15 protein-coding genes are annotated in these 21,024 nt (G+C 61.0%); 10 read left to right on the top strand and 5 right to left on the bottom strand.

What is annotated here, in order from left to right; translation table 11 throughout:
• The 4 genes from CT676_RS23380 to CT676_RS23395 all read right to left on the bottom strand — a co-directional run.
• Positions 1-92 (bottom strand): NAD-binding protein (locus tag CT676_RS23380; RefSeq protein WP_135215480.1); only part of this gene is annotated, 92 nt, incomplete at its 3' end.
• Between the two features lie 175 nt (positions 93-267).
• Positions 268-1,218, bottom strand: a complete 951-nt coding sequence (locus tag CT676_RS23385) for a GDP-L-fucose synthase (RefSeq protein ID WP_135215481.1) — start codon at positions 1,216-1,218, stop codon at positions 268-270.
• Positions 1,190-2,260 (bottom strand): GDP-mannose 4,6-dehydratase, encoded by a 1,071-nt coding sequence (gene gmd, locus CT676_RS23390; protein WP_135215482.1) that lies wholly within the window; start codon positions 2,258-2,260, stop codon positions 1,190-1,192. The genes CT676_RS23385 and gmd overlap by 29 nt, the downstream gene beginning before the upstream one ends.
• Positions 2,261-2,436: 176 nt before the next feature.
• Complete coding sequence (locus CT676_RS23395) at positions 2,437-3,456, bottom strand: NAD-dependent epimerase (RefSeq protein ID WP_038960118.1); 1,020 nt, start codon at positions 3,454-3,456, stop codon at positions 2,437-2,439.
• Between the two features lie 269 nt (positions 3,457-3,725).
• On the opposite strand from CT676_RS23395, the gene CT676_RS23400 reads away from it, so the two are divergent.
• Complete coding sequence (locus CT676_RS23400; RefSeq protein WP_167768124.1) at positions 3,726-4,841, top strand: glycosyltransferase family 1 protein; 1,116 nt, start codon at positions 3,726-3,728, stop codon at positions 4,839-4,841.
• A gap of 98 nt (positions 4,842-4,939) precedes the next feature.
• A complete protein-coding gene (locus CT676_RS23405) occupies positions 4,940-6,100 on the top strand; it encodes a glycosyltransferase (RefSeq protein ID WP_135215483.1) in 1,161 nt (386 codons plus the stop codon).
• Between the two features lie 11 nt (positions 6,101-6,111).
• Here the strand turns inward: CT676_RS23405 and CT676_RS44175 are convergent, their stop codons facing one another.
• Complete coding sequence (locus tag CT676_RS44175; protein ID WP_166084269.1) at positions 6,112-6,255, bottom strand: hypothetical protein; 144 nt, start codon at positions 6,253-6,255, stop codon at positions 6,112-6,114.
• Between the two features lie 543 nt (positions 6,256-6,798).
• Here CT676_RS44175 and CT676_RS23410 point away from each other — a divergent pair.
• From CT676_RS23410 to CT676_RS23445, 8 genes are all read left to right on the top strand, one after another.
• Positions 6,799-8,022, top strand: coding sequence for a polysaccharide biosynthesis/export family protein (locus CT676_RS23410; protein ID WP_244623244.1), 1,224 nt, complete (start codon positions 6,799-6,801; stop codon positions 8,020-8,022).
• A gap of 112 nt (positions 8,023-8,134) precedes the next feature.
• Positions 8,135-9,472, top strand: a complete 1,338-nt coding sequence (locus tag CT676_RS23415; protein WP_343287547.1) for a hypothetical protein — start codon at positions 8,135-8,137, stop codon at positions 9,470-9,472.
• 42 nt (positions 9,473-9,514) lie between these two features.
• Complete coding sequence (locus CT676_RS23420) at positions 9,515-10,717, top strand: glycosyltransferase family 4 protein (RefSeq protein WP_135215484.1); 1,203 nt, start codon at positions 9,515-9,517, stop codon at positions 10,715-10,717.
• A gap of 53 nt (positions 10,718-10,770) precedes the next feature.
• Positions 10,771-11,967: a glycosyltransferase family 4 protein gene (locus tag CT676_RS23425; RefSeq protein ID WP_135215485.1), complete on the top strand. Its 1,197-nt coding sequence runs from the start codon at positions 10,771-10,773 to the stop codon at positions 11,965-11,967.
• Positions 11,968-12,346: 379 nt separating this feature from the next.
• A complete protein-coding gene (locus CT676_RS23430) occupies positions 12,347-16,690 on the top strand; it encodes an RHS repeat protein (protein WP_135215486.1) in 4,344 nt (1,447 codons plus the stop codon).
• Positions 16,691-16,896: 206 nt separating this feature from the next.
• A complete protein-coding gene (locus tag CT676_RS23435) occupies positions 16,897-18,042 on the top strand; it encodes an acyltransferase (RefSeq protein WP_135215487.1) in 1,146 nt (381 codons plus the stop codon).
• An 82-nt stretch (positions 18,043-18,124) separates the two neighbouring features.
• Positions 18,125-19,516: a hypothetical protein gene (locus CT676_RS23440; RefSeq protein WP_135215488.1), complete on the top strand. Its 1,392-nt coding sequence runs from the start codon at positions 18,125-18,127 to the stop codon at positions 19,514-19,516.
• Positions 19,517-19,693: 177 nt separating this feature from the next.
• Positions 19,694-20,998 (top strand): glycosyltransferase family 4 protein, encoded by a 1,305-nt coding sequence (locus CT676_RS23445; RefSeq protein WP_135215489.1) that lies wholly within the window; start codon positions 19,694-19,696, stop codon positions 20,996-20,998.
• Positions 20,999-21,024: the final 26 nt, after the last annotated feature.

Genomic DNA, 21,024 nt, shown 5'->3' on the forward strand with positions numbered 1-21,024 from the left:
TTGTCGACGCAGGTGACGTCGTGACCGAAATCCGCAAAGCAGGCTCCGGACACCAGTCCCACATAGCCCGTTCCGATCATCGCGATTCGCATGAAAAACTCTTTCCGTTGAAGACGGATGTTCCACTGAACACCCTAGACCATTTCTGTATCCGGCCGCACGCCCAACATTAGGGCAGGTTGCTTCGCGAACCGAATAAACCTTAACCGCCGCGCGTGACAGGCGTTGCGGTCATCTCCTGAATACGCGACATGCATTGGTTGCATTCTACGTATGCGAGAGATACGCCGCGTAAGCGCGTCTCACACCGTCCTCGAGCGAGGTCGTCGCGCGCCAGCCGAGCTTGGCCAGCCGGCTGACGTCGAGCAGCTTGCGCGGTGTGCCGTCGGGACGCGAGGTGTCGAAGCTGATCTCGCCGCCGTAGCCGACGATGTCGGCCACGACGCGGGCGAACTCGGCGATGGTGATGTCCTCGCCGGTGCCGATGTTGACCAGTTCCGCGCTCGAATAGGTCTTCATCAGGTGCACGCAGGCATCCGCCATGTCGTCGACATAGAGGAATTCGCGCCGGGGCGTGCCGGTGCCCCACACGATGACGCTCTTCGCGCCTGCGACTTTCGCCTCGTGGAAGCGGCGGATCAGCGCGGCGACGACGTGGCTCAATTCGGGGTGATAATTATCGCCGGGGCCGTACAGATTGGTCGGCATCACGCTGATGAAGTCGCTGCCATACTGGCTGCGATAGGCCTCCGCCATCTTGATGCCGGCGATCTTGGCAATCGCATAGGGTTCGTTGGTCGGCTCCAGCGGACCTGATAGCACAGAGTCCTCGCGCAGCGGCTGCGGCGCCAGCTTCGGATAGATGCAGGACGAGCCCAGAAACATCAGCTTCTCGGCGCCGTTGAGATGCGCGGCCTGGATCACGTTCGCCGCAATCGCGATGTTGTCGTAGATGAACTCGGCGCGCAGCGTGTTGTTGGCGACGATGCCGCCGACCTTGGCCGCGGCGAGGAAGATCACTTGCGGCCGCGCTTTCGCGAACCAGTCGAACACGGCAGCCTGGTTGCAGAGATCGACCTCGCGCCGGTCGACCGTGACGAGCCGCACGTCCTCCCGCGCCAGCCGGCGCACCAGCGCGGCTCCGACCATGCCGCGATGGCCGGCGACATAGACGGTTTTGCCCCTCAGCTCAAACGGTGCGTTTGCCACTGGCCGCATCCCGTTTTGCCTCCGCCAGGTCGCTCGCCATCATCTCCTCGACGAGCTGGGCAAAGCTGCGCTTCGGCGTCCAGCCGAGCACCTCGCGCGCCTTGCTGGCGTCGCCGACGAGGAGATCGACCTCGGTCGGACGGAAATAGGTCGGATCGATCTTCACCATCGTCTTGCCGCTCGTCTCGTCGACGCCGGTCTCCTCGACGCCCTTGCCGCGCCATGCGATGCGGCGGCCGACATGGGCAAAGGACAGCTCGACCATCTCGCGCACCGAGCGCATCTCGCCGGTGGCGAGCACGAAGTCATCGGGCTTGTCGGCCTGCAGGATCCTGTGCATGCCCTCGACATAGTCGCGGGCATGGCCCCAGTCGCGCTTGGCTTCGAGATTGCCGAGATAGAGCGTCTGTTCCAGCCCGACCTCGATACGGGCGACGCCGCGGGTGATCTTGCGGGTCACAAAGGTCTCGCCGCGGATCGGGCTCTCATGGTTGAATAGGATGCCGTTGCTGGCGAACATGCCGTAGGCTTCGCGGTAGTTCACCGTGATCCAGTAGCCGTAGAGTTTTGCAACGCCATAGGGCGAGCGCGGATAGAACGGCGTCGTCTCCTTCTGCGGGATCTCCTGCACCAGGCCGTAGAGCTCGGAGGTCGAGGCCTGGTAGAACCGCGTCTCCTTCTCCATGCCGAGGATGCGGATCGCTTCCAGCAGGCGCAGCACGCCGATGGCGTCGGCGTTGGCGGTGTATTCCGGGCTCTCGAAGCTGACGGCGACGTGGCTTTGAGCTGCGAGATTGTAGATCTCGGTCGGCCGGATCTGCTGCACCAGGCGGATCAGATTGGTCGAATCCGTCATGTCGCCATAGTGCATCAGGAACGGCACGTTGCCGACATGCGGGTCCTGATAGAGGTGATCGACGCGCGCGGTGTTGAACGAGGACGAGCGCCGCTTGACGCCGTGCACGACATAGCCGAGCGACAGCAAATATTCGGCGAGATAGGCGCCGTCCTGACCGGTCACGCCGGTGATGAGAGCGATCCGCTCAGCCATGGGCCCGCGCCTGGTTCGGGGTCAAAGAGGTTCAGAGGGACGGGATAACCACCGTTCGCGCCCGCTGACAAGGCCGCCGGCGGTCAAAAGCGCAAGAACCAGCGCAAGAACCAGCGCAAGAACCGGCTTAAGAGTCGGCATTCCCGGGCGACACGCAGGTGCCGTCGCCCGCGGGATCAGACGCCGTGGTACTTCCGATACCATTCGACGAAGCGGCCGAGGCCATCCGCGATCGACGTGGACGGCGAGAAGCCGACGTCGCGCTGGAGCGCGGAAATGTCGGCGCGCGTCTCCAGGACGTCGCCGGCCTGCATCGGCAACAGCTGGCGGATCGCCGGCTTGCCGATGATCTTCTCGAGCGTCTCGACGAACTCCATCAGGTTGACCGACCTGTTGTTGCCGATGTTGTAGACGCGATACGGCGCATAGCTCGACGAATTTTCCGGCCGCTCCGCATTCCACGCGGGATTCGGCGCCGCGGGCCGATCGAGGGTGCGGATCACCCCTTCGACGATGTCGTCGACATAGGTGAAGTCGCGCCACATGTCGCCTTTATTGAAAATCCTGATCGGCTCATTCGCGAAGATCGCGCGCGTGAACAGATAGGCGGCCATGTCGGGCCGGCCCCACGGGCCGTAGACGGTGAAGAAGCGAAGCCCGGTCACCGGCAGCTTGTGAACATGCGCAAAGGTATGCGCCATCAGCTCGTTGGCTTTCTTGCTTGCGGCGTAAAGGCTGACCGGATGGTTCACCGAATGCTCGGTCGAATACGGCAAGGTGCGGTTGGCGCCATACACCGAACTCGACGAGGCGTAGACGAGATGCGCCAGACCATGGCGCCGGCCGGCTTCGAGCACGGTGACAAAGCCGTCACAATTGGCCCGGATGCTGGTGATGGGATCGTCGATCGACGCGCGCACGCCGGGCTGCGCCGCCAGATGCACGACGCGATCGGGCGAGACCTCGTCGAAGACGCGCGTCACGGCGGCGAAGTCTGCGAGATCGATCTTGTGGAATTTGAACCCTGGATGGTGTTCGAGCGTTGCGAGACGCGCACGCTTCAGCGCGGGATCGTAATACGGAGTGATTGCATCGATGCCGACGACCTGCTCGCCACGTGCCAACAGCCGTTCACAAACATGCATTCCGATAAAGCCGGCAGCACCGGTAACGATCACTGGCCGCAAAGTTGTCATCTCGTTCATTCCGCGGAGCATTGCCAGACCAGGACATGAGAGGCAAGGTTTGGACAGTCACGACAATCATCAAATCAGTCCGCCCATGTAAGCGCATCGAAATGTGTAGGAAACATGATGGCGTCATGCACCATCGCATGCTATCCGCCTGCAAGGATGCTCGGACGATAGCGCCACATGTGCTAGACGTCATAGGACGTATATTCGGCGCCTGATGCTCAGTCTTCGGGCATTGTTCGCGCAAGAACCCGCAAAGAAAAAGATCGACTTTGAAACTCTCCATCAACGGCAGGTTCCTGTCACAATCGCTCACGGGCGTGCAGCGCTACGCCGCCGAGATCGTCAAGGCGATGGACCGCTTGCTCGCGAGCGGAGAGGCTCCGCAACAACTGCTGGATGCAGAGTGGCAAATCCTTGCGCCGCCGAATGCGCAGACGCTTCCAGGTCTTCGCCGCATCGCCATCAAGCAGATCGGATCTTTGCAGGGGCACGCGTGGGACCAGATCGATCTGGCGCGCGCCGCGGCCGGCACCCGTCTCGTCAGTCTCGCCAATTCCGGCCCCGTACTCCACCGCGACCATCTCGTCGTGATTCACGACGCGCAGGTTTTCCGGCGGCCGGACTTCTTCAGCTGGCGCTACCTCGCCCTGCACCGGACGCTCGGCCATCTGCTGGCGCGCACGGCAACGATCGCAACAGTTTCGGCGTTTTCACGCAACGAACTTGCCGAGGTGCTGTCGCTGGATCCGGCTTCGATCCCCGTCATTGCGAACAGCGCGGAACATTTCGCGACCGTCGCGCCCGACTTCTCGATCATCGACAAGCTGCGTCTTGCGCCCCATCAATTCTTCCTCTTCGTCGGCTCGATGACGAAGAACAAGAATGTCGATACGGCCATTCGCGCCGCCGAGCAGCTTGGCCGCGCCGACTTTCCGCTGGTCGTGGTCGGAGGCGATAACAGCAAAGTGTTCGGAGGCGCGGCCACGGAATCGAGGTCCGGCGTTGTCATCGCCGGGCGCCTGAAGGACGAGGAGATTGCCGCGCTGTTCTCCCAGGCCGCCGCGTTCGTGTTTCCGAGCCTTTATGAGGGATTCGGCGTGCCTCCCCTTGAGGCGATGTTCTTCGCCTGTCCGGTGATCGCGAGTTCCGCCGATGCCGTGCGCGAGACCTGCAACGATGCCGCCGTCTATTTCGATCCGCTCGACGCGGACGAGCTGTCGGCGCGGATGCGCGAAAGAATTGAACTCGGCAGGATCTCACCGGTGGAACAGGAGAAGCAGCGGCAGCGCCTTATGACATATTCCTGGGCCAAGTCCGCCGCAGCGATGCTCGAATTCCTCGCCAAGCCGGCATCCCGATCCACATCCGACCGTGCGAAACAATGACGCGGCCCGATTATTGCTGCTTAGCGAGGTTAGACGTGCGCCTGCAAGATCCGGCGTCTCCAGTATCTGGCGCCTTCAAGACAAGGAAGGAATGACCGTTGTCCAGCGGCCTGAAGATTCTGCATGTCGCCGAAACGGTCCGTGGCGGCATCGCGACCTACCTCAACGAGCTGCATCCGCACCAGAGCGCGAGCTTCGGCCCCGGCAACGTCAACTATGTCGTTCCCTCCGACCATCGCAGCGACCTGGTGAACATCGAGGACGACGCGGTCACCACGTTTCCGCGCGACGGACGCAACGCGGTCGGCCTGTTTCGCATGCTGTTTGCAACCATGCGCGCGGTCCGGCAGCTTCGTCCTGACGTCATCCACCTGCACTCGTCCTTCGCCGGGCTCGTGGTGCGCCCGGTGCTCTGGCTCACCTATCGGCGCTCGCGCATCGTCTATTGCCCGCACGGCTGGGCCTTCGGCCGCGAAACCGGCCGCCTCAGCCGCGAGGTGACGAAGTTCACCGAGCTGGTGCTGTCGAAATTCACCCATCGCATCGTCTGCATCTCGGAAAGCGAGCAGGCCGACGCCAAGCAGGTCGGAATCGCGGCGAATCGCCTGGTTCTTGTGCACAACGGGATTTCCAAGCAGCGTCCTGCGCTCGACAAGGGCGCAGCGCAATGGCGGTCGGAGAAGATCAAGGTTCTCTTCATCGGGCGCCTCGACCGTCAGAAGGGCTACGATCTCCTGATCGAGGCGGCGCGCGCACTCGGAGACAAGCTCGACGTACGCCTGATCGGCGCCTCGGTCGTCAGCAAATTCCGCAGAAGCGATCTGCCCGCCAACGTCTCCTTTCTGGGCTGGATGAACCGCAACCAGATCGAGGCCGAGCTCGACCAAGCCGACATGGTCGCGATTCCCTCGCGCTGGGAGGCGTTTGGCCTGGTCGCCATCGAGGCGATGCGGGCGGCCAAGCCGATCATTGCCTTCCGCATCGGCGCCCTGCCGGAAATCGTCGAAGACAATGCGACGGGCGTGCTGTGCGACGAAGTCTCGGCCGAAAAGCTGGTTGAAGGTTTTCAACGCGCAACCAGGCTCGACCTGGCTGCGGTCGGCCGTGCCGGATATGAGCGTTTCACCCGCCTCTACGACATCGAACAGACCCACCGCACGCTCAGTCAGGTCTATGCCGACGTCGTGCATATGCGGATGAGCGAATCCGGGCAGCAAGCGAAGTTGCAGTCCGATTTCCCGAACAATCTGCGATCGTAGCAACCGGCTGATCAGGCCAGCCGGCGGGCATCGCCCTGCGCGAACTCGCCGTCATTCACGCGTTTATCGGAGAACGACCACGCAATGGCCGATGCGACGATCATCGCGCAGGTGAGAAAGCCGGCCGCGAACAGCAGTGATCCGGTGTGCAACATCGTCTTCGCCTTCCTTTTGTTTGGCCGACCACTAGCCGGATCAGGATTAGGAAGACCTTACGGACGCCAGCGTGACGCCAGCTTCCAAATCTAAGCGTTAACGGAGGTGGAATCCCGTCGCAGAAACATTGGTCCGATGACCCGGCGAGAACGTCCGCTCTGGCGCCATGCCCGCCGCAGGACGACGAAAACACAACGCAGGATCACTCAGGACGGGATCCAACACTTGAAGTTCATGGCGATGTCATCTCGCGACAATGCCGTCGCATCTGCATGTCCGTCGCCGCGCGCTGCTCATTGGTTCGATCGCAGTCTCAATCGTGACATCGATCTGACACGTGTATGTATGGTTTGCGAACTGCTTATTTAAGAGGATGTTCCGCACAAATTTTGGACAGAGATTTCGGCGTGTATCCACGTTCACAAGTGGCAATAAGGTCACAGCCACAAGTGCTTTACCATAAAGTCGAAGACGTAGCAGTGACTCCGCAGCACGGGATTTGTACGGTGATTCCGATTTTAGATGAGTATGAGGGAATTCCAGTGGCTAAGACCGAACTATTGAATTTTGATTTCGGGATTAGCCGAATCCTGGTGCTGGCTGCGGTCGGCATGTCGTTGGCGGGTTGCGCCAGCTTCATTCCCATGGACTCTCCGGATGCGGTCGCTACGCAAACCAATGCCGCGCTCGTCACCGAGCCGACCGCGCCCCTCGCCTACGCCCTGATGCCGGCCAATCCGGCGATCCTCCAGGCGACCAACGGGTTCACGGACGCCTCTGGAAAGATCTTCTCCCGCCTCCCCGGCGGCAATTATCGCGACGTCACGATCGGCATCGGCGATATCGTCACCGTGACCGTCTACGAAGCGCAGGCGGGCGGCCTGTTCATTCCGCGCGAAGCGGGCGTGCGGCCGGGCAACTTCGTCGATATTCCGCGCCAGCAAGTCGACCAGTCCGGCAGCATCAATATTCCGTACGCCGGATCGATCAAGGTCGCCGGGCTGACGCCGCGCGCCGTGTCGAACATCATCCGCGAGCGCCTCAAGGACCGCGCCATCGATCCGCAGGCGGTCGTGAGCGTGGCCGAGCAGCGCGGCAACCAGATCAGCGTGCTCGGCGAAGTCAATTCGCCACAGCGCTTTCCGGTCGACCCCGGCGGCATTCGCCTGATGGGCGCCATCGCGCGCGCCGGCGGCCCGAAATATCCCTCCTACGAGAGCACGATCACGATCAAGCGCGAGGGCCGCACCTACAACGAGACGATGTCCACGGTGGTGCATAATCCCAGCGAGGACGTGCTGCTCGCTCCGGGCGACGTCGTCTTCCTGACCCGCATTCCTCGCGTCTACATGGTGTTCGGTTCGACGCCGTCGCCGGGCTCGATCGGCGGCACCAACAACCGCCGCTTCTCGTTCGAGAACGACAACATGTCGCTGGCCGAAGCGATCGCGAAGGCGGGCGGCCTCGATGGCATTCGTGCGGACTCCAAGTCCATCTACGTCTACCGTTTCGAGCCGAAGCCGCTGCTGCAGCAGATCGGCATCGACGTGTCGCAGTTCCCGACCAAGTCGGTCCCTGCCGTCTACAAGTTCGACATGAGCAAGCCCGACGGCTGGTTCCAGGCGGATACGTTCAGGATGCGCGATCACGACGTGATTTCGGTGGCGGAATCGCCGTCGACCGAATTCATCAAGCTCATGGCCCCGCTGAACGCGGCGACCGTGAACGCGGACAACATCAGCTCGGTGGTCGTGAACGCGAAGTGACCTTTGATTAAGGATCTGTCGTCCGCCGCCATGTGGCGGCAGATCCGCCCAATTCGAACCATAAGGGGGAGGTAGTTCGTCGAGCCGATCGATGGCGAATGTGGAGCAACGCGTGACCGAGCCTAACAGACGTGACCCGCGCAGCTTGCGATGGCTGCTTGCCACATTGGTCGTTACTATTGGTTTGGCAGCTTCCGCCAACGCGCAGAACGCACAGCCCCTCGGGCAGCGGCTTCTGCTTGGTGTCGGCACGCATCAGGGTCTCGGCGGCTCGATCGGAGGCCGAGGCTACGTGCCCGCCACCGCCGTGAAGCAGATGAAGGAATTGGGTCTTACCTCATTCCGCGACGATCTACCCTGGTCGGACTTCGAGCTGCCGGGCCGGCAACTCGGTTTCAATCCGCTGCTCGGCCGCCTCGATGCGCAGATCAAGGCCGATATCGGTCCGCCGATGATCATTCTGGCCTTCGGCCATCATCTCGTCCCGAATTCGAATCCGCCGACCACCGACGAGGCTCGCCAGCGCTTCGTCAGCTATGCCACGGCCGCCGCACAATCCCTGGCGGCCCGCCGGCCCATTTTCGAGCTGTGGAACGAGTATAATATCGCCGCGCGCAGCAACCCGGATTTCAACGTCGAGAACTACGTGGCGCTCGCGCGGGTCGTGCAGCCGGCGGTCAAGCACGCGGCGCCCTCATCTCCTTTCGTCGTCGGCGCGCTCGGCGACGATCACGGCTGGAAATGGACCGACGCGCTGCTGCAGACCGGCGTGCTTTCGATCGCCGACGGAATATCGATTCACATCTACAATTTCTGCATGAACCCCGCCATGCGAACCTCGGCCGAAGCGATCGAGCGGCTGGAGGCTTTTCATCAGCGTGTCGCACGCGCGACGAACAATCCCAACTATCCGATCTATCTCACCGAGACGGGCTGGCCCAACGGCAACGCCAAATGCAGCGTGAGCGAACAACTGGCGGCCGACAACATGGCGCAAATGATCCTGTGGTCATCGACGGCCGGGCCGTGGCTGAAGGGAATCTGGGTCTACGAGCTCAAGGACAGCGGCACCAAACCGACCGAGCTCGAGAACAATTTCGGGATCTATCATTTCGACAATTCGCCGAAGCCCGCCGTATGCTCCATCCGGGAGAGCTGGGCGTTCATTCGTACGAGCCTGAAAGCGGAAAAAACCAGACCCGTTCCAGGCGTGGTCCTTGTCCGAAGCCAGGATGGGCCGGGCACGAAGGCGGCGCTTTGGTCGGAAAGCCCGACCAAGCGTTTTGAAGTACGATTGAAAGGCGCAGAACCGAATGTCGAAGTCAGCCATGTATGCCAGCAAGGAGCAGGTCCCGCTCCCGGCGCCTGGACGGAGCTGTCGACCACTCCTTTGCTCGTCACCGCGAAGGGGCAGGCCGCGCTCGACTTCGAGATCCGGGCCGCTAACTGACGCTGTCATGGCGGCCGCGCTCTGCGAGATCCGAGGCGTTTCTTGAAAATTCTGATCGTCAACACACTCTACCCGCCGGAAATCATCGGCGGCGCTGAAGTATCGGTGTCACTGCTCGCGGAGGCGCTGGCTCAGCGTGGCGAGAAGGTGGCGGTCGTCTGCCTTCAGAATGATCATGCGCGGTCCGTCGACGATCGCAATGGCGTGCGCGTCTACCGGGTACCGCTGGACAACGACTACTGGCCGTTTGGCCGGGACGAAAAGCCCTCGTCAATGCAGCGGCTCAAATGGCATTTGCGGGACACCTGGAATCGCAAGGCGGCGGCCCGCTTCGCCGAGATTCTCGACATCGAAAAGCCCGATGTCGTTCACACAAATAACCTGACGGGCTTCTCCGCCTCGCTGTGGTCAGAAGCCAAACGTCGCAACATCAGAATCGTGCACACCTTGCGTGACTATTCGCTGATCTGCAAACGGTCGACGCTCTTTCGGGCGGGCGCGACATGCATGCAGCGCTGCGCGGCCTGCGCAACCATGACCGCGCCATATCGCCGCGCTTCGCGCATGGTCGACGCGGTGACGTCCAACAGCCAGTTCGTGCTGGAGCGTCATCTCGCGCCCGGCTACTTCACGGACATCCCTCGCCGCGTCATCTTCAATATCGCCGACACGACCAACCTTGCGGCGGCGTCTGGGCCTGCCGGCGACGACCTGGTCTTCGGCTTCATCGGACGCCTGGAGCCCGAAAAAGGCATAGATGTCGTCCTCAGGGCAGCGGAGCTGCTTCCTGACGCCGGCTGGCAGCTCAAGATAGCCGGCAGAGGCCTTGAAGCCTATGTGCGGGATCTGAAGTCAGCGTGCCGAAACGATCGCGTGCAATGGCTGGGCTTCACCAAATCCGCGGACTTCTACGCCAGCGTAGACGTCTGCCTTATCAGCTCCGTCTGGCCGGAGCCGCTGCCGCGGACGCTTATTGAGGGGATCGGGGCAGGCAAGGCCACAATTTGTTCCACAGCAGGTGGAATACCGGAGATATCGGAGTTTTCTAATCTTGTTGGGAAGTATGAGCCGCACGACCATCGGCGGCTCGCCGAGCTGATGCAGGAGGCAATTCGTCAGGCGGATCGATGGAAAAAGAATTCGCCGGCCCGACCGGATTTTGCGGAGAAATTCACCCCCGAAACGATTACGCGGCAATACCTGGAGATGTACACCGGCAAGTCCGGGACCTCTTCACAAGAATAGCGGGCGAAAAGCTGCGGCGCCAATGCCACAATGGATATTGAGACACATTCTTAATGAAGGTCCTCGTCACCTCATCGCTTTATCCGACGCCCGGGGCGCCGAAAGTCGTCGGCGGCGCCGAAATATTCGTCCGGCGATTGGTCGAGAGCCTCGTCGCTCGTGGTGACACGATCGAGGTGGTTCGCGCCGCCTCCGTGCCGGACCAGAAGGCCGAGCGATACAACGACGTCGACGTCTACTCTGCGCAGAGCAGAAATATTTATCTGCCGTTTACCGAACAGCGCAGCGCTCCTGCGCGCGGCATCTGGCACGCCATCGAGGACTGGCAGCGAACGGCTGATGTCGTCGGCGCGCGCATCGATGCCTTCAAGCCGGACCTGCTGCATTCCAATAACCTATCGGGTCTGACGACGGCAGTCTGGAAGGCGGCTTTCGACCGGCGCATCCCGATCGTCCACACCCTGCACGACTATTATCTGACCTGCCCAAGGTGCTCGCGCTTCTCCAACGGCCGGGCATGCAAGCACACCTGCTTCAGCTGCAAATTGTTGACGATCAGCCGTCGCAGCGCGACCAGCCAATTGAGCGCCGTTGTCGGCGTGAGCCAGCGGATCCTCGACATCCACACCGAGCTCGGGCTGTTCTCGAACACGACGCGGAAGGTCATTCGGCATGCATCGGCACTCCAACCGATTGCCCCGTCCGCTACTCCTCCCTCGAATACACTGAGGCTCGGCTTCATCGGCAGATTGACCGAGGAGAAAGGCATCTACAACCTGGTCAAGGCCGTGAGTCTGTTGCCGCCGAGCTCAGTCCGGCTCGTCATCGCCGGATATGCCAGCGACGAATTGAAGCAGGAGCTTCAAAATCTCGCGCCACGTGCAACGCTCGAGTTCCTCGGCTTCATCGCGCCGGAAAAATTCTACGAGCAGATCGACGTCGTCGTCATTCCGCCGATCTGGGAGGAGCCCGGCCCGATCGTGGTTGCCGACGCGCGAGCCGCCGGCAAGCCATTCCTCGGAACCAGGTTTGGCGGCATCCCCGAGGCCGTCGCACACGGCGCGAAGGGTTGGCTCACGGAACCCGATCCGGAATCCCTCGCCGCCAGCATTCGGCAACTCCTGTCGAAGCCGCACGAAATCGCAGCGATGGTTAAGCAACTGTCGCTACAATCGATCCAATATACCTTCGCGAGTGTCGTCGAAGAGTACCGCACCCTGTTCGAAAACGTCGTCGCCAGCCGGCCATAGATATGACAGGCGATTGACGATCGCTTGTCGATCGCCGATCGGGGTTTGCGAAGTGTGTGACGCTGGTTTGCAACCCGCTAATTTTTTTCACGCAATGCGTTCGGAACTTCCCGCATTTTCCCGAGTGCGTCGCGTAGTTTGCCTACGCCGCATGCAACCTGCACAACAAACGTTGCAGGGAACAGCATCGCGCCTCTGTGGTGACATCGTTCACGCACACGGCTGACATCGATAGCGGTTAATCACTCGCTCGAACGAGTCGACGAAACGCATCGCGAGCAGAGATCGCGATGTGTCGACTTTTACCTGAATAAAAAACCTGAAACACAAACGTCGGGGCTACTGCTCGACGCAATTGAACTCACATGCAGAGCAACAGATGACCGCGTCTCCTGTCGACCAGACCCTTCATTCGGCGAGTTCCTTTACCGGATCCATCGGCGTCAACACGCATGTCGCATATTCGTGGGGGAACTACACCAACCTCGCCCTTATGCAGGATGATCTCAAATATCTCGGCGTGACCAAGCTGCGCGATGCGATCGCGTTGTCACCGAACAGCCAGCCCATCATGAATGGGCTCGCAGCAGACGGGTACAAGTTCGATCTGATCGTCTCGTCGAGCCTGCCCGCGGCCGGTTCCAGCGGCCTCGCGCAATATCTCACGCAACTCGACAGCTTCGTGAAGGCGCATCCCGGAAGCCTGATTGCCGTGGAAGGCCTGAACGAAGCCAACATGCAGCCCTTCTCGTACAACGGAAGTTCCGACGTCTCGGCCGCCGCACAGTTCCAGATGGCGCTCTACACGGCGATCAAGGGCGACGCGACGCTGTCGGGGGTTTCGGTCTACAATCTCTCGCTCGGCTATACCGACACCAACGACTACGCCAAACTTGGAAATCTGTCCTCCTACTCCGACTACGCAAATTCCCACGCCTATGCGGCGACGTCCACGAACCCGGCTGCGGCGCTGGCGACGCATATCAGCGACGCCGAATCGGTCGTCTCGGGCAAGCCGACCGTGATCACCGAGACCGGCTACACCACGCTCAGCAGCACACAATATCTCGGCGTCGACCAGACCGTCCAAGCCAAGTCGATCCTCAACACATTGGCGGACGCTTTCAAGGACGGCGTGACCACCACCTATCTCTACGAGCTCCTCGATCATGGCACGGACGCCGGCTCCCAGATGGGCCTGTTCAATGCCGACGGTACGCCGAAACTCGCCGCAACCGCGATCCACAACCTGACGACCATTCTCGCGGATGACGGTACCGGCGGCAGCACCCCGACGGCACAGCTCGGCTACAGTCTTTCCGGCATGCCGGCTTCGGGCAATAGCATGGTGCTCGCCAAGAGCAACGGTGCCTATGACCTCGTCGTCTGGGCCGAGCCGAAGATCTGGGACGATGCCACCGACAGCGAGATCGCGGTTGCCACCACGCAGGTCACCGTGAACCTCGGTGGCGTTCATCATTCGGTCGTCGTCTACGACCCGATGAGCGGCACGTCGCCGATCGCGACCTACACCGACGTCAGCCAGATCGTGCTCCCGCTCAGCGATCATCCGCTGATCATCGAGATCGACGCACCGGCCCGGGCTGGGTCACCTCCCGAAGCCGTGGTCAATGTCAGCGATACGGCAGCTGACATCGTCGCGCAATTGTCGGACCTGAACGATTCGACGACGCTGAAGACGATCACGCTCACGGATACGCACGTCCTTCCCGCCGCGTCCGAAGCGACGATGGACTACATCATCTCGCACTATGGTAAGGCGCTTGCTGCGATCCAGGGCGGTTATTCGTTCTCGGTGACGACGTCGAGCACCACCTGGAGCCTGACGAAGGTATTTAACTCGTCCGGCAGCCTGGTCTCGACCATCACCTCGAACTTCAGCAATGGCCTCATCTCCAGCAAGGTGACGGTCAACGCGGATGGATCGACCGATACCGTCAACTACACAGCCGGCGTTGCCACCCAGGAAGTCATCGTCAAAGCCAATGGCTCCGAGGAAACGAAGAAGTTCGGCGTGGGCGGCCTGATCAGCGATACCATCGTCAACAAAGACGGATCGTCTTCGAGCACCGTCTATTCTGCCGGCGTCAAGACGAAGATGTATATCACCAACGCCGACGGGTCACACGACACGACCACGTACAACATCAAGGGCGCTTCCTACGTCACCGAGACGCAGCACACCACGGCCGCCGGCAAGGTCACGTCGGTCATCCGTTATCACACGGACGGCACCCTGGATTATAGCCAGACGATCGCCGCCGACGGCAGCAGCAAGGTCACGACGCTGTATGATGCCACCGGCCACAAGACGACCGTCATCAAGTGGACCCCTGCGTCGACAATCACCGACAAGTACAATGCGTCGGGAACGCTGCTCCAGGAGATCGTTCAGAGCAGCAACGGGGCGGTGAGCACGACCAACTACAACGGCGCGTTGCTTGCATCCGTCTACATCGTCAATGCCGACGGCTCGAAGGAGACGAAGCTCTACAGCTCTACCGGTGCGCTTACCAGCGACACCATCATCAACACCAACGGCTCCACCTCGACCACCGTCTATGCATCGGGCGTGAAGTCCAAATTATACATCACCAATGCCGATGGCTCTCACGACTCGACCACCTACAACATCAAGGGCACGACCTACGTCACCGAGACCCAGCACACCACGGCGGCTGGCGCGGTCACATCCGTCACGCGATATCACACGGACGGCACGCTGGACTACAGCCAGGTGGTCAATTCCGACGGCAGCAAACTGACGACCCTCTACGACTCGACCGGTCACAAGACGACGGCCATCAAATGGTCGGCGACGGCGACCGTCACCGACAAATACAACACGTCTGGGACGCTGCTCCAGGAAATCGTTCAGAACAGCAACGGCGCGGTGACGACGACCAACTACAACGGCGCGCTGCTCGCATCCGTCTACATCCTCAATGCCGACGGCTCGAAGGAGACGAAGCTCTACAGCTCCACAGGCGTGCTCACCAGCGACACCGTCATCAACACCAACGGCTCCTCGTCGAGCACCGTCTATGCGTCAGGCGTGAAGTCAAAGCTCTACATCACCAATGCCGACGGCTCTCACGACACTTCCACCTACAACATCAAGGGCACGACCTACGTCACCGAGACCCAGCACACCACGGCGGCTGGCGCGGTCACATCCGTCACGCGATATCACACGGACGGCACGCTGGACTACAGCCAGGTGGTCAATTCCGACGGCAGCAAGCTGACGACCCTCTACGACTCGACCGGCCACAAGACGACGGCAATCAAGTGGTCGACTGCGGCAACCATCACCGACAAATACAATACGTCGGGAGCGCTGCTCCAGGAGATCGTGCAGAACAGCAACGGCGCCACGACGACGACCAACTACAACGGAACGCTGCTGGCGTCCGTCTACATCATCAACGCCGACGGATCGAAAGAGACGAAGCTGTACGATTCGGCCGGCCGGCTGGCAAGCGACATGACCGCCGCGACCGACGGATCCTCGTCGAACCTGGTCTATGCCGCCGGCGTCAGGACGGCTCAGTACGTCACCAACGCGGACGGAAGCCACGATACGACCACCTACAACATCACCGGCAAGAGCTATGTCACCGAGTTCCAGCACGCCAACGCCAGCGGCGTCGTGACCAAGGACATCCGCTACCACGCGGACGGATCGCTCGACTATCAGCAGAACGTCGGCAGCGACGGAACCAAGGTCACCGACGTCTACGACAGCGCAGGCCACAAGCTGAACGAGGTGCAGGCCCACACCGACGGATCGAGTCTCACGCTCAACTACAACACGTCGGGCGCAACGACGCAGGCAATCCAGAAAGCCGCCAACGGCGACACGACGACCACCAACTACTCCGGCGACAATCCGACGTCGATCTACGTGGTCCACGCCGACGGCTGGAAGGAAGCCAAGCTGTTCGACTCCAGCGGCAACCTCACCAACGACACCGTCTACAATACGGACGGCTCCACCTCCTCGACCGTCTACTCGTCCGGCGTCAAGACGGCCAGCTACGTCACCAATGCAGACGGCACGCACGACAACTCGTTCTTCAACATTGCGGGGAAGAGCTATGTCACCGAATATCAGCATACCGACGCGGCCGGCACCGTGCTTTCGGACACCCGTCTCCATGCCGACGGCTCGTTCGACTTCAAGCAGGTCCTAAACAGCGACGGCAGCAAGGTGACGGACAACTACGACAGCGCCGGCACGAAGACGCAGGAGACGATCAAATACGCCGACGGCAGCTCCGACGTGTTCATCTTCTCCGTGTCCGGCAAGCCCGGCGCCATCGAACACGACAGTCGCGACGCCAGCGGCACACTGGTCAAGATCGACATGCAGAATGCCGACGGGACTCACAAGGTCACGGCCGTGACGGCAGGACAGACGCTCCAGGGATCTGCGAACAACGATCAGTTCCAGATATCACCCGGATCGACCACGGTCGTCTACGACCACGGCAATGACAGCGTCATCGGCTTCCACGCCGGGACGGCGGCCAATCACGACGTCATCGAGATCTCGAAAGCCCTGGTCGCGGACTACGCCCATCTGCAGGTGACGCAGAGCGGCTCCAACGCCGTGGTCCAGATCTCGGCGACCGACTCGATCGTCCTTCAGGGCATCAACGCCCAGAATCTCGACCACGGCAATTTCCTGTTCGTGTGATCGATTGAGCACCCCACGCGCCGCCTGCGGCGCGTGGGGACGGAGCGGGTCGATATGCAGGATTGAGGACTGCAAATTCCCGGCTTGACAAATAACCGATTGCTTATTTTGACCGCACCAGCGCGATCAATAATTTGGCAGTCCTTTCAAAGGTCATCATGTTAGGATAAGCACTGCACCAGATTGAAATAGGTTGAGACTGGCTGATGCAGAGCGTCACGATTTCCGAACGTATCAAGAATGTTGGGGGACATTCTACCGGCTTCGACTACCTTCGCATTTCTCTTGCATTTGGTGTGGTCGGCTACCACAGCGCGATCACCTCGTACGGACAGGCCGCCCAGGACCGCCTTGTCACGGGGCCGCTGCATTCCTTCATCGCGCTCATCCTGCCGTGCTTTTTTGCTCTGAGCGGATTCCTGGTGGCGGGAAGCCTCGAGCGATCGAAGAATATCGTACACTTCCTGTCCTTGCGTATCCTGCGTATCTTTCCGGCCCTCTCGGCGGAGGTGCTGCTTTCGGCTTTGCTGGTCGGACCCGCCGTCACCAGCTACGCGCTCCGGGACTATTTCTCGGATTCGCTTTTCTTTCGCTATTTTTTCAACATCATTGGCCATGTGCAGTTCAAGCTTCCCGGAGCATTCGAGACCAATCCCCTCCCGTTGATCGTCAACGGCCAATTGTGGACGGTCCCCTTTGAGCTCGAATGCTACGTCGCACTGACCGCCGCCGCCGTGGTCGGCATCGTCAGGAATCGGGCGCTGCTCCTTTTCATTGTCGCGTTCCTGCAAGCTGCGTTCGTCATCAAGAACATCATTTCCCCGCCGACTCTCATTCGGGTGCATTCGGTCCTGTCCGGGAACCAGCTCACGATGACATTTTTCTATGGTGTCATCATTTACCAGTTCAGGGACAAGCTGATCTGGAGCAAGTGGATTTTCCTTGCCAGCACGCTTGTTTCGCTGGCTCTGCTATGGCCGCAATCATCGGCAATGGATTATCTCTCGCTTCCATTCATGGCCTACCTGACGGTCTATCTGGGACTGACCAATCCGCCAAAAACGCTCATCGTGAAGATCGGAGACCTTAGTTACGGCGTGTTTCTGTATAGCTTCACCATTCAACAGCTGGTGGTTTACGTCGGCGTCCGGGAATGGTGGACCAATTTGCTGTTCGCGGTGCCGCTCTGCCTGCTGTTCGCGCTGTTCTCGTGGACTTGCGTCGAAAAGCCGTTCCTCGGCCTCCGTCACCACGTCTCGAAGTTGGATCCTCTGATGGACTGGCTAAGCCCTCTAGCTCGATTCCGGAATGTCATTTTCGCGAAGGCACAGAGCCTTACAAAAAGAGCTTGAGTGTCGGCGGCGCGCCGCCACCAGGCGCGTGCGAGATTCCGGATTTCGACCCCTTATGACGACGAGCAGGAAGTAAGTCCGCATGCTTCGACTTCTTGCTCTCGGCAGCTATTTCTACCAAAGCCTGATCGCGATCCTTCTCATTCTGGCTCTCAGCCATCTGCTGGAGCCGGCGTCGTACACGACCTATTCCCTGACGGTTGCCGTGAGCCAGTTCGCCACGGTGGTGGCTTTTGAATGGCTGCAACTGGCGGGTCAGCGTTTCCTCGCATCGAGCCAGGGAGACGAGACACCGCGACTGCAATCATCCCTGTTCAGTGCGCTCGCACTCAGCATCGCCGCTCTGATCGCGGTCGCAGGGCTTGCCGCGCTGTCCGGTCGGCTTCCGACGTCCCTGATCGGAATAGGGCTCGCCGCAACGATCGTGCAGGGGACGGTCGACCTGCACTACATGATGATCCGGGTCTCCGGGAGATTGTCCTCGTCTTCGATCCTGATGATTTGCCGCGCCACATTTCTTCTCGTGGGGACGACCGTCAGCGCGAAGCTCTATGGAACGGCGGAAGCCGCGCTGGTCGGTATCTTGGCTGGCCACGTCCTTGGCCTTGTTCTCGGCTCGCTGATCGACCGCACCTTGCTTAACTGGTCTCCCCGGCTCGCCAGGAAGGCGGATCTTTCGACCTTCGCTCGCTACGGGATGCTGGCATCCGGCGCGTCGGTGGTCCACCTGTCCGCCCCGATCCTCATTCGCTTCATGATTGTCGGCCGTTTCGGCATCACCTCGAGCGCAAGCGCCGGCTTCTCCATGGCGATCGACCTTCTGCAGAGGCCGTTCTCGGTGCTGCTGTCCGCCATTCATACCATCAGCTATCCCGACGTGGTGTTGCGCTACGACACAGGGACCAGGAAAGAAGCGCAGCAAGCCGCAGCCGAGCTGTTCGAACTCGCGTTCTGCTCCACGGCGCTGATGCTGGGCGGATTGATCGCATTCATTCCGGACGCCGCGAGGTTCTTCGTTCCCCCTGCCCTGATTGCAAGCTTCCTCGCTGCGACGCCAAGTGTGGCGGCCTTCTATTTCCTGCACACGCACCTTCAGGCCACATTGGCGCTCGTCCCGCACCTGCAGAAGGCCGCCCTGCGTCTCATTCTGATTGCGGCCGGGCAACTGGTCCTCATCTCCGTCTTTGTCCTGATCAGCAGTTTCGCAAGCTCCGCGCCGACAACCGCGCTTGCCGGCGCCGCCCTCGCAACCGCACTGGTCATCCTGGCGGCTTGCGGCCCGACGCTCCGATTTGGCGCCTATCCGCGCCCGGGCCTGGTTCTATTCACCGCAATCAGTTCGGCCATCGTCGGGGGACTGGCCGCGTTGCCTTCCGAGCCGCTGGCGTTGCTCTTCGGTAAGATCATCGTGGCAGCGGTGGTGACATCAGCCATCGTGTGGTTCGGCGATTTCCTGCATCACGACAAGGCCTGACGTCGAACCAGCATGGAATGACGATGTTTGCGCTACATGCACGTAACACTTCGATGAACTGCGGCAGCACAGTGCCGCCCATTTTTGCGGTTGACATGCGGGGTGGGCACATTCAGCAGATGATATCGCACCCACGCCGTCGATTGGCCGCCGGCGCGAACAGGACATGATGCCGAGATGCCCGCGATGGACCAAGATAGCTATTCTGGCGCAGAGAGGATCGAGACGATTAATGACGCGGCGCAACCTTCGGATCGCCGCACGGCTCGTTCCGCCACGAGGCTCCTGTTCATCGTCGATACCGGATTTCCGACCTTCCGCGCCGACGTTTCGTCCCTGTTCGGCACCTATCTGCCGCGACATGGTGTTCTGACCGATCTCGTCGCGGAAGCGGACGGCGATGGCGGAACGTGGGAGGCCGGCGACGTATTCCTGACCCATCGCCGCCGATCGCGGCTCCGGCTTCCGCTACGTGGTTTCTTTCACGACATCGGCGCGTTGTGGGGGGCAAAGCGCAACAGATATTCGGCGATCCAGATCCGTAACAAGGTCTTCGCCTCTGTGTTCGGAATTCTGAGAGCGCGCTGGCTCGGGATCCCCTTCTACTACTGGATGTCGTTCCCGATGGCCGATGCCGCCCTCAGGGTCGCCCGTGAACGCGGGCGCTCGCAGGGATTCCTGAAATGGCTCATCCTGGCGACGGCGGGTTATGCGGGCCGTGAGGTGCTGAACAGGTTCGTCCTGCCGTGGGCCTCTCACGTGTTTGTCCAGAGCGACAAAATGAAAGCCGATCTCGCGGCACAGGGGATCGATCCATCGCGCATGACGCCTGTGCCCATGGGGGTCGATCCCGAGCGGTTTCGCTTGGATACACCAGCTCAACCCGATCCACGCCTGTCTGGCCGCCATGTGATCGCCTATCTCGGCACGTGCGAGCGCATGCGCCGGATCGATTTTCTGTTCGAAGTCGTCGCTGCCGTTGCCGCAGCGGATCCGCTGGTGACCCTGCTGATCATCGGCGACGCTCCCGACGGGCCCGATCAAGCATGGCTACGGCGGCGCGTGGACGAAACCGGGGCGACCGGCCGCGTGGTGATAACCGGTTGGCTCCCGCAGGAAGCCGCACAAGCCCATCTCGCTACAGCCGACGTCTGCCTCGCCCTGATGCCACCCGATCCATTGCTGGATTCGACGACGCCGACGAAGCTCGTCGAATATCTCGCGATGGGCAAGCCGGTGGTCGCGAACGACCATCCGGACCAGCGCAAGGTCATTGACGAGAGCGGAGCGGGATTCTGCACTGACCTCGACACCGCGCGCTACGCGGAGGCGGTCGGAAAGCTGCTGTCCGATCCTGCGCTCCGCCAGTCCATGGCGTCGCGCGGACGCACCTACGTGCTCGAGAACCGCTCCTACGACACCATTGCGCGACGGTTGGCGGCGACTTACGAAAAGTTCGCCCGGCGTCCTACAGGATCTTGATCCTGCCGGTCCCTGCGCAGTCCCCG

This window comes from Bradyrhizobium sp. MOS001, assembly GCF_004634465.1.
Classification (GTDB): domain Bacteria; phylum Pseudomonadota; class Alphaproteobacteria; order Rhizobiales; family Xanthobacteraceae; genus Bradyrhizobium; species Bradyrhizobium barranii.

Bases quoted from the DNA above. Each gene is read 5' to 3' on its own strand.
- gmd (WP_135215482.1), bottom strand. From the start codon at position 2,260: ATGGCTGAGCGGATCGCTCTCATCACCGGCGTGACCGGTCAGGACGGC.
- CT676_RS23440 (WP_135215488.1), top strand. From the start codon at position 18,125: ATGCTTCGACTTCTTGCTCTCGGCAGCTATTTCTACCAAAGCCTGATC.
- CT676_RS23430 (WP_135215486.1), top strand. From the start codon at position 12,347: ATGACCGCGTCTCCTGTCGACCAGACCCTTCATTCGGCGAGTTCCTTT.
- CT676_RS23425 (WP_135215485.1), top strand. From the start codon at position 10,771: ATGAAGGTCCTCGTCACCTCATCGCTTTATCCGACGCCCGGGGCGCCG.
- CT676_RS44175 (WP_166084269.1), bottom strand. From the start codon at position 6,255: ATGTTGCACACCGGATCACTGCTGTTCGCGGCCGGCTTTCTCACCTGC.
- CT676_RS23395 (WP_038960118.1), bottom strand. From the start codon at position 3,456: ATGACAACTTTGCGGCCAGTGATCGTTACCGGTGCTGCCGGCTTTATC.
- CT676_RS23445 (WP_135215489.1), top strand. From the start codon at position 19,694: ATGCCCGCGATGGACCAAGATAGCTATTCTGGCGCAGAGAGGATCGAG.
- CT676_RS23435 (WP_135215487.1), top strand. From the start codon at position 16,897: ATGCAGAGCGTCACGATTTCCGAACGTATCAAGAATGTTGGGGGACAT.
- CT676_RS23385 (WP_135215481.1), bottom strand. From the start codon at position 1,218: ATGCGGCCAGTGGCAAACGCACCGTTTGAGCTGAGGGGCAAAACCGTC.